This window comes from Streptomyces sp. NPDC013187, assembly GCF_042899705.1.
In the GTDB taxonomy this organism is placed as follows: domain Bacteria; phylum Actinomycetota; class Actinomycetes; order Streptomycetales; family Streptomycetaceae; genus Streptomyces; species Streptomyces hawaiiensis_A.
The window spans coordinates 88,218-100,779 of the sequence record NZ_JBIBAF010000011.1 but is presented as its reverse complement, the minus strand read 5'-3'; the positions used below and the strand labels follow the sequence as shown (position 1 = coordinate 100,779).

Sequence of the window (12,562 nt, the reverse complement as noted above, 5' to 3'; positions counted from 1 at the left end):
GAAAGGGCGGAAACGGTTGGACTGGTCGGCATCGCTACTCGCCTTCGCCGCAGGCGCCCTGATCGCGCTGGTCACCGCACCGGTCGGAGTCTCCGGAGCCGTGTTCCTGCTGCCGGTCCAGCTCAGCGTCCTCGGCGTCCCCAGCCCCGCCGTCACTCCGACGAACCTGCTGTACAACGTTGTTGCCGGCCCCGGCGCGCTGCTGCGCTACCGGCGCGACGGAAACCTCTACGGCCCGCTGACCCGCCGCCTGATCGCAGGCACGCTGCCCGGCGTCGTCCTCGGCGCCGTCATCCGCGTCTTCGCCCTTCCCGGACCGGGCGTGTTCCGCCTGCTGGTCGCCGTCCTGCTGCTCCCCCTGGGGCTCTGGCTGATCATCCGCACGCTGCGCACACCATCCACCCGCACCCCGACCGAGACCTCGCCGCGCACGATCACCACATTGGCGCTGGCAGTCGGCACGGTCGGCGGTATCTACGGCATCGGCGGCGGCTCCATTCTCGGGCCCATTCTGGTCGGCCGGGGCATGCCCGTCGCCCATGTCGCCCCGGCCGCACTCGCCTCCACCTTCCTGACCTCGCTGGTCGGCGCCGGCACCTACGGACTGCTCGCCCTCACCGGTGGCGACGACATCGCCCCCGACTGGCTTCTCGGACTGGCCTGCGGACTGGGCGGGCTGACCGGCGGCTACCTGGGTGCCCGCCTCCAACCCCGGCTGCCAGAGGGGTTCCTCCGCCTCCTGCTGGGTACCCTGGCCGCCGCGATCGGCGCACTCTACGCAGCGCAGGCGCTCGCCTGAGCCGGCAGCACGGGCACAGCCGTGCGGCGCCCTGTGTCTCACCTTGCTGCCCGGCGGCCCGTCCGCGGGCAGCGGTCAGGCGGTCAGGGCTTGCTCGGTCGTGGGGTGGCAGGGGATGAGCGTGTCGACGCCGACCAGTTGCAGGACGCGCAGGACGGAATCCTGGGCCCCCGCGATGCGCACCCAGCCGTCTGCGTCGCTCAGCTGCTGGTACGCCGCGACGAAGACGTTGATGCCGCTGGAGTCCATGAACGTCACGGCGTTGAGATCGGCGACTATCCGCGGCGGCACAGCCCCGCCCTCGGCCTGCAGGGCCTGCCGCAGGACATCCTGGACGTCATGGTCGATCTCACCCCGCAGTGTCACGACACGGATGCCCTCGACCATGCGGTGTTCGACGGAGAGCCGTGCCGGCCGGTCCGCTGGTTCGATGTGGGCCACGGTCTCCTCGACTGCGATTTAGGCTTGTCACCGGTTCAGGACGTGCGCGGATGATTCTGCCCCACCGACGGCCCGGATGCACCCACGGGATTGTTTCGAACATCACCCGAGCGGCATGCATGCCGGCAAGGGGGGTAGTCGCGCGCGAAACGGGGGAGTGAGGCGAGGCCAGTGGCAGATGATACCGACGGCGACGGCTGTACAGCACGCGACGAACACTTGGTGCGCGTCGGCTTCGCCCTGGGCGGCGACGACGGCTGTATCGCGGACGCACGCCAGCACGCGGCCGCCTTCCTCGACCAGGCGGGCGAAGTGTACGGCCTGCCGGTGACCGCGCGCGCGAAAGATCTCACCCAGCTCGTGGTGAGCGAGCTGGTCACCAACGCCTGCAAGTACGCTCCGGGCCCCGTCCTGGTGGAGCTGGGGCTGACCGCCGGCGTCGTGGAAGTGGTCGTATGGGACAGCGATCCCGAGGTCCCGGCGGCCCGGGCCGCGGATCCGGGCAGGATCGGCGGTCACGGCCTGGAGATCGTCAAGGCGGTATCGGAGGGCTTGTCCGTCGACCGGGAGGCGGTCGGCAAGCGCATCACGGCCCGCATCGCCCTGACCGACCCCTCTGACCCCTCCGGCGCGTCGGGTGCCTCCGGCTCCGGGCCTGCGGCAACGCCGGCTCCCACAGGGCGAATCGATCCGGATCCGCGCCCACCTCGCACCGGGCACGACGTAGCATCTTCTCGGCTGGCCACCATGCCTTCGGACAACTCGCCCCCGCGGCACCTACCAGGCGGTGCACCGGCCGGAGAGGCCTGACGAGCCCGACCCGGCGCCACCCGGACTGACGGTTTCGTACTGCTGGGCACCAGGATTCCGACCTCAGCGAAGCACTCCACAACGCAAGGGGCGGCCATGACAGAGGCGTGGTGCTGGACGGTGGTGGAGTCGGGGGCATCGCCCGAATCACTGGGCTGCCGGCGGGCCTGGCGGACGCCGGGCATGACGTGACCGGGGCCGACGTGATCGTGGGCGCCTCCGCCGGGTCGGACTCCGCCGCCCAGCTGAGCAGCGGACGGCCCTTGGAGGAGCTGTACGCCCGGCAGGTAGACGATGCCCGATGGTGAGCACGCAGGAGTGGGAGGCGAGCGGCCCCAGACTCGGCTGAAGCCGGTGGATGCGCGGTTCCTGCGAGAGGACTTCACCGAGTGGCTCAGCGGCTGGCGACCGGGGTGGCCGCAGGAAGTCGGTCTGCCAGTCCTGGCCATCGATTCGCCACCCACGGCCCCTGAAACCGCCACCTGATGACCGGGGCGTCACCGAGACGGGGAGAGCCGGCTGCGGACCCACGCCGGATCGGGGTTGGTGTGTGAGCGGCCGTCCACGACGACAGTCGGCACGGTCTCGTTGCCGTCGTTGACCTCCCTGACCGCCGCGGCTCCGGCCGGGTCACGCCAGATGTCCACCCAGTACAACCGGCGAGCGCTCCACCCCAACCGGATACGCAGGCGCAGGCAGTACGCGCAGCCCGGCCGCCAGAACACGACCGGTCGGCCGTCGACCGCGCTGCGTTGTCGTGCCTCCCGCGCACCGATCGACCTCGGGAAGATCAGCGGCGACTTCACGCCGGCGAGCAGCAGGAACACCAGCAGGAATCCGGCTGCTGTGCCCGGGCTCCCTGCGAAGACCAGTCCGGTCGCGGCGACCGAGCCGCAGAGCGCGAGCAGCATGGGCAGGATCCAAGCACGCATCATGGTGACGCACGTTACCGATGAACAGGGCCGACCGGTCAGGGTCGCTGCGTCCCGACGGCCTCCGCGATGCGCAGAGCGGCCTCGGCGGGCGTGAGGTGCGTGGTGTCGACGACCTCGGCCGCGCTGTGCAGCCAGGTGCGGGCCGCCTCGGCGTAGGGCGCAAGGTACTTGAGACGAAACGGGGAGGGGACGACATGCTCCCCCTCGATGCGCCGTCGGAGGGTGTCCTGGTCGGCGTGAAGGACGAAGTGCCGTACCTCGATGGAGTGTTGGGCGAGCCCGGCGCTGATCTCCCGCCAGTACTCCTCGACCAGGACGGTCATGGGGATCACCAGAGTGCCTCCGGTGTAGTCGAGCACGCGACGGGCCGTCTCGACCACCAGCGGCCGCCACGGCGGCCAGTGCTGGAAGTTGTCCGTGTCGGGCAGCGCCGGCGTGATGTCCATGAGCGTCTCGCCGACCTTCTCGGCGTCGAACACCCGTGAATCCGGAATCAGCTTCTGCACGAGTGCGCTGGTCGTCGTCTTGCCCGCGCCATGAGTGCCGTTGAGCCATACGATCATGGAATCAGACACTAGCGCTCCGCCTGCCGCGATAAAGCGGATCTGGTCACTGGGGAGAGGTGTGCTCTTCCCGCCGTGGTGGTATCGCCGCCGTATCGAAAAGCGGATCTCGCTGCGATTGTCGGCCTCGGCCTCGCCATCGTGCACAGCGTCGTCCGCACCCCCGACGGGACCCTCGACCTCGTCGCCCGCCCCGCCGGCGGTCTCCTCGTGGACGGTTCGGTTTCCCGGAATGCCCTGAACATCCCCAGCTGTGCCGGGCAATGACACGTGACGGGCCGATAAACCGCATTCAAGTGATTGTCACTGCTTCGAGGTAAGCATCTCGTCTCGCCGGCGGATGCGGCCCCTTCAGCGGCTAGCTTTCTGCAGGTGGACGGATTCCCGTGATCCTTCCCGCTCGTTGCCCACTCCCTCCCTGTCCCCCGGTCGGCGCACCCCTGTGCACCGGACGACCCGTCGTGCAAGGAGCATCTGCCCTCGATGACCGTCGACAGCATCCCGGAAGCCCAGACCACGTCCGACCCGCCGCAGCAGTCCCTGAGCACCGCCGCCGCCCGCAATCTCGCCAGCACCACCAAGTCCGCGCCGCAGATGCAGGAGATCACCTCCCGCTGGCTGCTGCGGATGCTGCCTTGGGTCGAGGCCGGCGGCGGCGCCTACCGGGTCAACCGGCGGCTGCGCCACACTCTCGGCGACGGGCACATCGAGTTCGTCCAGGAAGGCGCCACGGTCCGGGTGATCCCCCGGGAGCTCGGGGAACTGGCCCTGCTGCGCGGGTTCGAGGACACGGACGTCCTCACCGCCCTCGCCGACCGCTGCACGCAGAGCGACTTCACGGCGGGAGAAGTCCTCGCCGAACGCGGCAGCCCCGCAGACCGGCTCCACCTGATCGCCCACGGCCGGGTCAGCCAGACCTCCGAGGGCAAGTACGGCGGAGAGGTCGCCGTCGGGGTCCTGGCGGACGGCGACCACTTCGGTGAGAGCGCCCTGCTGGACTCCGAAGCCCGCCACGACTGCACGACCACCGCCGAGACCTCCGGCACCCTCCTCACCCTCACCCGCGCCGACTTCAGCGCGGTCATGGATTCCGCCCCAAGCCTTCAAGCCCACGTCGACCGGTTCAGCTCCCGCACGCGGCTGCGGCAGAACAAGCACGGCGAGGCCGAGATCGCCCTGTCGGCCGGTCATGTCGGCGAAGCCGAACTGCCCGGCACCTTCGTCGACTACGAACTGCAGCCGCGCGAGTACGAGCTCTCCGTCGCACAGACCGTCCTGAGGATCCACACCCGGGTGGCCGACCTCTACAACGGTCCGATGAACCAGAGCGAGGAGCAACTCAGGCTCACCGTGGAGGCGTTGCGCGAGCGCCAGGAACACGAGCTGATCAACAACCGCGACTTCGGGCTCCTGCACAACGCCGACTTCAAGCAGCGCGTCCAGCCCCGCTCCGGCCCGCCGACCCCGGACGACATGGACGATCTTCTCTGCCGCCGGCGCGGCACCAAAATGTTCCTCGCCCACCCGAGGACCATCGCCGCCATCGGACGCGGCTTCAACGCCTGCGGCCTCTACCCCGACCATGTCGACCTCGGCGGGCAATCCGTCCCCGCCTGGCGCGGTGTCCCCATCCTGCCCTGCAACAAGATCCCGATCAGCAAGGAACAGACCAGCTCCATCATCGCGATGCGCACCGGCGAGAAGAACCAGGGCGTCATCGGCCTGTGGCAGACCGGACTGCCGGACGAGTACGAACCGGGGCTCTCCGTGCGGTTCATGGGCATCAACGAACAGGCGATCATCTCCTACCTCGTCAGCACCTACTACTCGGCCGCGGTGCTCCTGCCCGACGCGCTCGGAGTGATGGAGAACGTGCAGATCGCCCCCAGGCCGCGCTGAAGCCCCGATCCGCGGCAGGGGCACGACTGTCGCCCCCGCCCGCCACGGAGCGCCCACCCCACCGCAGCAAGGAGCCGCCGATGCCCGATTCCGGGCCCCTCGGAACATCCCCCCCTGAGCGACGTCCGACATCGCCCACCGCCTTGCCGGACACCCTCGCGTCGGCCCCCGACCGTCAGATCACGCCGACCGCCCGGCACTTCCTGGCGGCACTGCATCCGCCGGTCCCGATTTCCGGCCTGCCGACGCCACCGGCCCCTACGGCCGCCTCCGCCGTACCAGCCACGGCTGACGCGGCCGCGGGCGGCTCCGCCCTCCAGCGGATCCTGCGTGGACCGACCGGACCGGGCACGAGCTCGCTCTCCTCGGCGAGCAGGGACACCGCCACGCTCCCGGATGCAGTGCCCCCGGCCCCCGCCGAGCCCGCCGCCGGACAAGCCGTGCCCGGCCTCTACTACCACCCCGTCCCGGAGCCGGACCCCGTGCGTGTCGAGGAGGTGAGCCGCCGGATCAAGGCCTGGGCCGAGGACGAGGTCCAGCTCTACCCCGAGGAGTGGGAGGGGCAGTTCGACGGCTTCTCCGTCGGCCGGTACATGGTCGCCTGTCATCCCGACGCGCCGACGGTCGACCACCTGATGCTCGCCACGCGGCTGATGGTCGCGGAGAACGCGGTGGACGACTGCTACTGCGAGGACCACGGCGGGTCACCCGTCGGACTCGGCGGGCGCCTCCTGCTTGCGCACACCGCACTCGACCACTTCCACACCACCGCGGAGTACACGCCGGCGTGGCAGGAGTCGCTCACCTCGGACGCCCCGCGCCGGGCATACCGCAGCGCGATGGACTACTTCGTCCGCGCGGCCACGGACTCCCAGGCCGACCGCTACCGGCACGACATGGCCCGGCTGCACATGGGCTACCTCGCCGAGGCCGCCTGGGCACAGACCGAGCACGTCCCGGAGGTGTGGGAGTACCTGGCGATGCGCCAGTTCAACAACTTCCGCCCCTGCCCCACGATCACCGACACCGTCGGCGGCTACGAACTGCCCGCGGACCTGCATGCCCGGCCGGACATGCAGCGGGTCATCGCCCTCGCCGGCAACGCGACCACCATCGTCAACGACCTCTACTCGTACACGAAGGAACTCAACAGCCCCGGCCGTCATCTGAACCTGCCCGTGGTGATCGCCGAACGCGAGCAGCTCTGCGAACGCGACGCCTACCTGAAGGCCGTCGAGGTCCACAACGAACTCCAGCTCGCCTTCGAGGCCGCCGCGGCCGACCTCGCGGAGGCCTGCCCCCTGCCCCCCGTGCTGCGCTTCCTCAAGGGCGTGGCCGCGTGGGTCGACGGCAACCACGACTGGCACCGCACCAACACCTACCGCTACAGCCTGCCCGACTTCTGGTAAGGAACGGACATCTCTGTGACCACTGAAACGACCTCCCCCCTCTCCGCGAAGATTCCGGCTCCGGCGACGCCGTACCAGGGGGACATCGCCCGCTACTGGAACAACGAGGCGCGGCCGGTCAACCTCCGTCTCGGTGACGTGGACGGGCTCTACCACCACCACTACGGCATCGGCGCCGTGGACCACGCCGCGCTCGGCGACCCGGCCCACAGCGAGTACGAGAAGAAGCTCATCGCGGAGCTGCACCGGCTGGAGTCGGCTCAGGCAGAGTTCCTCATGGACCACCTCGGCCCGGTGGGACCCGACGACACCCTCGTCGACGCCGGCTGCGGGCGCGGCGGGTCCATGGTCATGGCCCACCGCCGCTTCGGCTGCAAGGTGGAGGGCGTCACCCTGTCCGCCACCCAGGCCGACTTCGGCAACAGGCGCGCACGAGAACTGCGGATCGAGGACCACGTCCGCTCCCGCGTGTGCAACATGCTCGACACGCCCTTCGACAAGGGCAGCGTCACCGCCTCGTGGAACAACGAGTCGACGATGTACGTCGACCTGCACGACCTGTTCGCCGAGCACTCCCGCTTCCTCAAGGTGGGCGGCCGGTATGTGACGATCACCGGCTGCTGGAACCCCCGCTACGGCCAGCCGTCGAAGTGGGTCTCCCAGATCAACGCCCACTTCGAGTGCAACATCCACTCCCGCCGCGAGTATCTGCGGGCCATGGCCGACAACCGGCTCGTGCCGCAGACCATCGTCGACCTCACCCCGGACACGCTGCCCTACTGGGAGCTGCGGGCCACGTCCTCGCTGGTCACCGGTATCGAGAAGGCGTTCATCGAGTCCTACCGGGACGGCTCGTTCCAGTACGTCCTGATCGCGGCCGACCGCGTGTGAGACCGACCTCGCGGGGCCGGGGGCCGTCTGTACGGACCCCGGCCCCGCGAGGTTGCCCCAGAAGTCACCCGAACGAACAGGACCTCCACTCCGTCGGTGTTGATGAGGCCGGACACGTCTTCGGACTCAGACACGTCGGTTCAGAACTGAAACCTGGAGGTCCGATCATGGGCTGGGCCAAGCGATCCGTGCTCGCACTGCTGACGGCGGCCGCAGCGGCGTCGGTTTCCGCCTGCGAGCCGGAGGAGGACAGCGGGGAGGCCGCGGCGTCGTGCGTCTACGTGGTGACCTACGACGGGCGCACCTACCGGGATGTGGCCAATGTGGAGTTCACCGTGGGCAACGAACTGGGCACGGCGACCCAGCCGCCCTGTGACGACACCGGCGGCCGGAACAAGGGCGAGGAGCCGTCCACTACGGAAACCGCCTACGCCGTGGACGGCATCTCTCCCACCGTGGCCATCGCCGTCGGAGACGCACCCGACGACGTGAGGTTCGTTGCGGTCCACCGCGGCAACGAACTGCCGCCGGAGGTGGAGAAACTGATCGCTGACGCCTGGTGACCTCTGCTTCTCAAGGGGTGACAGCGCTCGCGGAGAGCGTGGTGGGGGCGGAGACATCGCGGTGCACCTGGTACTGCCAGGCGCCCGGCTCGGAGCGCGTCGGCTCGACGAACGAAAGGAGCAGACGCTCCAGTTCCTCGGCGCGTTCCGGGCGGGGCCGGGCGAATCCGTCGATGCCGACGGGGCCGCTTCCCTCAGGTACGACACAAACAGGGGCTGAAGGGATCGCGGCACATGGTGCTTCAGCGCCGTAGGCGCCATAGTCGACGGGATGATCGGAAAGCTTCACGCTATCGTCATCGATTGCCCCGCCCCGGCCGAGCTCGCCAACTTCTATGGGCATCCCAGCAGATGCACATCGACGTCATGGTCGCGGATCTCGACCTGGCCGAGCCACAAGTACTCGCGTTGGGTGCCACACTGCTCGACGGGTCGGACAAGCCGGTCGGTTACCGGGTGTACGCCGACCCGGTCGGTCATCCCTTCTGCCTTGTCACTCCGCTGGAATGAACCGCAGGGCCCGCCGTATCGGTCGCTGACCCGGACGGCCGCCTCACTGGTCCCGCCCGGTGCTCAGAAGGCATAGCGCACCCGCAGCCACGGCGCATGGCGGTCGATCAGGGTGCGCAGTGTCTGTACGGCCTCGCCCTTGACACTGTTGCGGTAACGGAGGTTCAGCGCGCCGTTCTCGGAGCGCTTGGCCTGTTGGAGTTCAGGCCGCCACAGGGCCTCCTCGGCGCGGGGGTGCCATCCGACGTTGACCTCGTGCAGCTCCTGGTTGTGGGTCAGCATGATCACCTCCGCGGCGGCCTGCTGCTTCACCCGCCGGGGCAGGACGTCGTCGAGGTGGGTGAGCAGCTCGGCCCAGGCGTCCTGCCACCCGGGGCGGACGACCACGGGGGAGAGGTTGAAGTGCACCTCGTACCCCGCGTCCAGGAAGTCCGCGGCGGCGCCGATCCGCTCGGCGACGGGGGAGGTGCGCACATCGAGCAGCCGGGCGTCGTCCGGCGGCATCAGCGAGAACCGGATGCGGGTGCGGCCACGCGGGTCGAGGGCCAGCAGGTCGGGGTTGACGAACTTGGTGGCGAAGGACGCCTTGGCCGTGGGCCACTGCCGGAAGGCGTGCACCAGGTCCGCGGTGTTGTCGCAGATCAGCGCATCCACGGAGCAGTCGCCGTTCTCCCCGATGTCATACACCCACGCCTTGGGGTCGCACTGGTTCGGCTCGTGCTTGGGCCCCTGCCGTGCCACGTGCCGGGCGAGGTGGGCGATGATCCTGTCGATATTGGTGAAGACGGTGATGGGGTTCGCGTACCCCTTGCGCCGGGGCACGTAGCAGTAGGCGCAGGCCATCGCGCAACCGTTGGAGGTGCCGGGAGCGATCCAATCCGCGGACCGGCCGTTGGGGCGAGTGGTGAGGGTCTTCTTCTCACCCAGGACCAGCGTTTCCCCCTTGATGCGCACCCAGCGCTCAATGTTGCCCTGGTTGCCGTGCAGCCCGGGGATGCGCCAGTGGGAGTCGACCATGGTCACCCGGGCGTCGGGAAACCGGGCGCTGATCTGCCTCCCGCGCGGGGACGCGGCAGCCGCGGGCTCGGCGTAGATCTCCCGCACGGGCAGCAGCCGGCCGGCCACGGCGGAAGTGCGGAACGCGGAGGGCCGGTCGGGTGCGGCGGGGCCGGGGGAGAGGGCGTCGAGCCCGAACAGTGCGTCGGGGTCGTCGTCCGTGCTGCCGGACGGGTGGTGCATGAGTGCTCCCGTACGGATGGGTTCGAGAGGGGGAGAAGAGGCCGCCTCCCTTCACTTAACTGTACGGGGCACACACCGTCCCCGCCCAAGTGACCGCCCACCACATGGCAGACCCCTTCCAGGTCGCCCTCTTCAGGCCGACCCGCCCTCAGTCCCCCCGGCACGCCCGTCCTCGACGCCCTGGGAGACTTTCTCGACCTCAGGTGGATGAACGGCCGCACCCAGTACGTCAAGGGTCAGGTATCGCGCATGGTCTCGGCCCGGCCTGACTTCAGGTGCCGGTCCAGGAACCGGCACCCGTCCTCCAGCTCGAACGACGGAGTGCCGGTGTGCCCGCCCAGATTGGAGTGCAGTGTCTTCTCCTTGCTGCCGAAGGCGTCGAACAGGTCCAGGGCCCGTTGCCGGGGGTTCCCTTCGTCGTCCCACTTAAGGAGGAACAGCAGCGGGATGGTGACCAGCGGGGCCTCCTCTCGCTGGGCACGGGGCACGTACCCCCCGGCGAAGAAGCCTGCGGCCGCGATACGCGGCTCGACCACCGCCAGCCGAATGCCGAGGGCGGCCCACCCCCCGGAGTACCCGACCCGGCCGTCGATCCCGGGCAGCTCAAGAAGGGCATCCAGAGTGGTTCGCCATTCCGGGACCGCCTTCGCGACCAGCGGCCCGACGAGGGACTCCAACATCCCGTCGACCGGCTCGCCTGCCCGCATAGCCCGCCGGAGGTCTGCGCGGGCCTGCTCGGCGGCGGCGGAACGGGGACGGTCACCGCACCCGGCGGCGTCGATGGTGGCCACCGCGTAGCCGCGCCCCGCGGTGTACCGGGCCCGGGCCACGAGCCGGGGATCGGCCTTGGGCAGGCCGTTGTTGTGCGCCATCAGGACCAGTGGGGAGGGCGCGGAACCCGGCGTCCACAGGGTGCCGGGGATCTCACCGAGGGTGAATCCGCGCTCGAGGACACCGTCGTCGAGACGCTGTTCCGTGGTGAATTGCATGGTCGTGCCTTCCGGAAGTGCGCTGGAACGGCGCTCCCGGACGACCTACCGCCCGACCGTGACCCCTGAGGGGAGCACCCATGTCGATTCTGCGTTCACGGGTACCACCTCCTCGTTCTCTCGCACGGCCTCCGGAAACGTAGCATCGGCCGCCACGACCCACCAACGGTTTGCGCGGGCTCCCGGACCGCCCGGGCGCCTGGGTGCCCTCCGACGGCAGCGCATTTCCAGCCTGTATCTGCGGGCGCACATACTGAGCGAGGCCGGCCTCAAGACCGAGGGAGCAGGAGAACCATGGCGGACGTCAGAGTCACCTACGACAGAACGGTGGATGCCGCATATCTGTACTTCACGGATCCACAAGCCCGCCCGCAGGCAGCGCGCATGTACCCCTGCGACCCGGTCGAGGTAGGCGGCGTGATCAACATCGACTTCGATGACCGGGGACGCGTGATCGGTATCGAGGTGTTGGCGGCCAGTTCGAAACTGCCGAAGCATCTGCTCGACTCGGCGGAACGTCAGGACCCCGAGGACGCATGAAGTGCCGCCTCCCGCCCCGCGACGGCCGTGGAACTCACCGCAGTGTCGACTGCTCGGTAGGTGCCGGCCGGAGCTGCTGCGGCGCCCTGGCCCACCGTTCCGAAAGAGTCGGCAGCACCTCTTGGTGGCGCCATCGGCGGCCACGGCTCGTCGAGGTCGAGGAGTCGGGGCCGCCGCCCGGATGGTGAGGCGGTCGGTGGGAACCTCGGGTGGGGGAGGGGTGGCCCACGTGCCCCCGGTCAGTCGGGCCCGGTCCAGTCGAAGGGGAAGTACTTGCTCGACTTTCCCGAGCGTTCCCAGGAGAAGCCGAAGGCGTCGGCGCGGTCCGCGGTGGCCCGTCCCCAGGTGGCGACCTGGCCTGGCCCCACCTCGGCGCCCGGGGCGTTGTGAACCTGGACGCGGGCGCCCTCCGGTGTCGTCGGGCCGGCGAGTGCTTCCGCGGTGGCCGTGACCCGGCCGGGGATCTCGGCTCTCCAGGTGGCGAGGTCCTCGTCGATCTCCACACGGATCGGCGCGAAGTCCATCCCGCGTATCTCGGGCCGGAGCATCTCCCCGAACCGTGCCGGCCAGCCTCCTGCCTCGCCGCCGAAGACGGTCCCGAGCGCGGCGCGCTGCCGGTCGTCGGCGCGTTCGTCGAGGAAGACCGCGGCATACGCGTCGCTGTGCTCGCCGGCCCAGACGTTGCCCACGAAGACGCCCAGCATCAGGACGTTGAGATCGTCCAGGCGGACGTCGCCGTAGTTCCCCTCACGAATGTGCCAGACCAGCACGCCTTCGCAGTCACCGTAGGTCGGGGGCTGCGCGAACGTGCAGGGGCACGGTATTGCGCACTTGCATACGTCGAACCAGTCGCCCACCAGGTGCCAGCCGGTCCCGGCGCTGACCTCTTCCGTCATCTCGCGTCCCTCCCGTCGAGCCCGAAGGAGCTCCATCGGAGTGGCGAGACCGCATGTCCCGAGCCCGCACGCGGATCG

At 69.6% G+C, this 12,562-nt stretch carries 13 protein-coding genes and 2 pseudogenes; 8 read left to right on the top strand and 7 right to left on the bottom strand.

What is annotated here, in order from left to right; translation table 11 throughout:
* The first annotated feature begins 16 nt into the window (after positions 1-16).
* Positions 17-799, top strand: a complete 783-nt coding sequence (locus ACFY5B_RS24075; protein WP_389972380.1) for a TSUP family transporter — start codon at positions 17-19, stop codon at positions 797-799.
* A 75-nt stretch (positions 800-874) separates the two neighbouring features.
* Here ACFY5B_RS24075 and ACFY5B_RS24070 read toward each other — a convergent pair whose 3' ends face one another.
* Positions 875-1,240: an STAS domain-containing protein gene (locus tag ACFY5B_RS24070; protein WP_389972378.1), complete on the bottom strand. Its 366-nt coding sequence runs from the start codon at positions 1,238-1,240 to the stop codon at positions 875-877.
* Between the two features lie 171 nt (positions 1,241-1,411).
* Between ACFY5B_RS24070 and ACFY5B_RS24065 the strand changes: the two are divergent.
* Positions 1,412-1,855: pseudogene (locus ACFY5B_RS24065) on the top strand (ATP-binding protein); the annotation flags it as partial.
* 692 nt (positions 1,856-2,547) lie between these two features.
* Here the strand turns inward: ACFY5B_RS24065 and ACFY5B_RS24060 are convergent.
* Together ACFY5B_RS24060 and ACFY5B_RS24055 are read right to left on the bottom strand one after the other, a co-directional pair.
* Positions 2,548-2,985: a glutaredoxin domain-containing protein gene (locus ACFY5B_RS24060; protein WP_389972376.1), complete on the bottom strand. Its 438-nt coding sequence runs from the start codon at positions 2,983-2,985 to the stop codon at positions 2,548-2,550.
* A gap of 35 nt (positions 2,986-3,020) precedes the next feature.
* Complete coding sequence (locus ACFY5B_RS24055) at positions 3,021-3,548, bottom strand: AAA family ATPase (RefSeq protein ID WP_389972374.1); 528 nt, start codon at positions 3,546-3,548, stop codon at positions 3,021-3,023.
* A gap of 483 nt (positions 3,549-4,031) precedes the next feature.
* Between ACFY5B_RS24055 and ACFY5B_RS24050 the strand changes: the two genes are divergently transcribed.
* The 4 genes from ACFY5B_RS24050 to ACFY5B_RS24035 all read left to right on the top strand — a co-directional run bounded on the left by ACFY5B_RS24050 (position 4,032) and on the right by ACFY5B_RS24035 (position 8,310).
* Positions 4,032-5,447: a family 2B encapsulin nanocompartment shell protein gene (locus tag ACFY5B_RS24050; protein ID WP_389972372.1), complete on the top strand. Its 1,416-nt coding sequence runs from the start codon at positions 4,032-4,034 to the stop codon at positions 5,445-5,447.
* An 80-nt stretch (positions 5,448-5,527) separates the two neighbouring features.
* Positions 5,528-6,856, top strand: a complete 1,329-nt coding sequence (locus ACFY5B_RS24045; protein WP_389972370.1) for a family 2 encapsulin nanocompartment cargo protein terpene cyclase — start codon at positions 5,528-5,530, stop codon at positions 6,854-6,856.
* A 15-nt stretch (positions 6,857-6,871) separates the two neighbouring features.
* Positions 6,872-7,747, top strand: coding sequence for a geranyl diphosphate 2-C-methyltransferase (locus tag ACFY5B_RS24040; RefSeq protein WP_389972369.1), 876 nt, complete (start codon positions 6,872-6,874; stop codon positions 7,745-7,747).
* A gap of 167 nt (positions 7,748-7,914) precedes the next feature.
* On the top strand, positions 7,915-8,310 hold the full coding sequence (locus ACFY5B_RS24035) for a DUF6281 family protein (RefSeq protein WP_389972367.1): 396 nt from the start codon (positions 7,915-7,917) through the stop codon (positions 8,308-8,310).
* Positions 8,311-8,320: 10 nt separating this feature from the next.
* Here ACFY5B_RS24035 and ACFY5B_RS24030 read toward each other — a convergent pair whose 3' ends face one another.
* Positions 8,321-8,647: a putative quinol monooxygenase gene (locus ACFY5B_RS24030; protein WP_389972753.1), complete on the bottom strand. Its 327-nt coding sequence runs from the start codon at positions 8,645-8,647 to the stop codon at positions 8,321-8,323.
* 2 nt (positions 8,648-8,649) lie between these two features.
* Between ACFY5B_RS24030 and ACFY5B_RS24025 the strand changes: the two are divergent.
* Positions 8,650-8,820: pseudogene (locus ACFY5B_RS24025) on the top strand (VOC family protein); the annotation flags it as partial.
* A gap of 63 nt (positions 8,821-8,883) precedes the next feature.
* On the opposite strand, the gene ACFY5B_RS24020 reads toward ACFY5B_RS24025, so the two are convergent.
* Both ACFY5B_RS24020 and ACFY5B_RS24015 read right to left on the bottom strand, forming a co-directional pair.
* Positions 8,884-10,059, bottom strand: a complete 1,176-nt coding sequence (locus tag ACFY5B_RS24020; RefSeq protein WP_389972365.1) for a spore photoproduct lyase family protein — start codon at positions 10,057-10,059, stop codon at positions 8,884-8,886.
* A gap of 236 nt (positions 10,060-10,295) precedes the next feature.
* Positions 10,296-11,048: a dienelactone hydrolase family protein gene (locus ACFY5B_RS24015; RefSeq protein WP_389972363.1), complete on the bottom strand. Its 753-nt coding sequence runs from the start codon at positions 11,046-11,048 to the stop codon at positions 10,296-10,298.
* 294 nt (positions 11,049-11,342) lie between these two features.
* Between ACFY5B_RS24015 and ACFY5B_RS24010 the strand changes: the two genes are divergently transcribed.
* Entirely contained in the window at positions 11,343-11,588 is a 246-nt protein-coding gene (locus ACFY5B_RS24010) for a DUF2283 domain-containing protein (RefSeq protein ID WP_389972361.1), read from the top strand.
* Between the two features lie 239 nt (positions 11,589-11,827).
* Here the strand turns inward: ACFY5B_RS24010 and ACFY5B_RS24005 are convergent, their stop codons facing one another.
* Positions 11,828-12,484 (bottom strand): DUF1326 domain-containing protein, encoded by a 657-nt coding sequence (locus ACFY5B_RS24005; RefSeq protein WP_389972360.1) that lies wholly within the window; start codon positions 12,482-12,484, stop codon positions 11,828-11,830.
* Positions 12,485-12,562: the final 78 nt, after the last annotated feature.

Coding starts and splice junctions, on each gene's coding strand:
- ACFY5B_RS24010 (WP_389972361.1), top strand. CDS start 11,343: ATGGCGGACGTCAGAGTCACCTACGACAGAACGGTGGATGCCGCATAT.
- ACFY5B_RS24055 (WP_389972374.1), bottom strand. CDS start 3,548: ATGATCGTATGGCTCAACGGCACTCATGGCGCGGGCAAGACGACGACC.
- ACFY5B_RS24045 (WP_389972370.1), top strand. CDS start 5,528: ATGCCCGATTCCGGGCCCCTCGGAACATCCCCCCCTGAGCGACGTCCG.
- ACFY5B_RS24050 (WP_389972372.1), top strand. CDS start 4,032: ATGACCGTCGACAGCATCCCGGAAGCCCAGACCACGTCCGACCCGCCG.
- ACFY5B_RS24035 (WP_389972367.1), top strand. CDS start 7,915: ATGGGCTGGGCCAAGCGATCCGTGCTCGCACTGCTGACGGCGGCCGCA.
- ACFY5B_RS24060 (WP_389972376.1), bottom strand. CDS start 2,985: ATGATGCGTGCTTGGATCCTGCCCATGCTGCTCGCGCTCTGCGGCTCG.
- ACFY5B_RS24020 (WP_389972365.1), bottom strand. CDS start 10,059: ATGCACCACCCGTCCGGCAGCACGGACGACGACCCCGACGCACTGTTC.
- ACFY5B_RS24005 (WP_389972360.1), bottom strand. CDS start 12,484: ATGACGGAAGAGGTCAGCGCCGGGACCGGCTGGCACCTGGTGGGCGAC.
- ACFY5B_RS24015 (WP_389972363.1), bottom strand. CDS start 11,048: ATGCAATTCACCACGGAACAGCGTCTCGACGACGGTGTCCTCGAGCGC.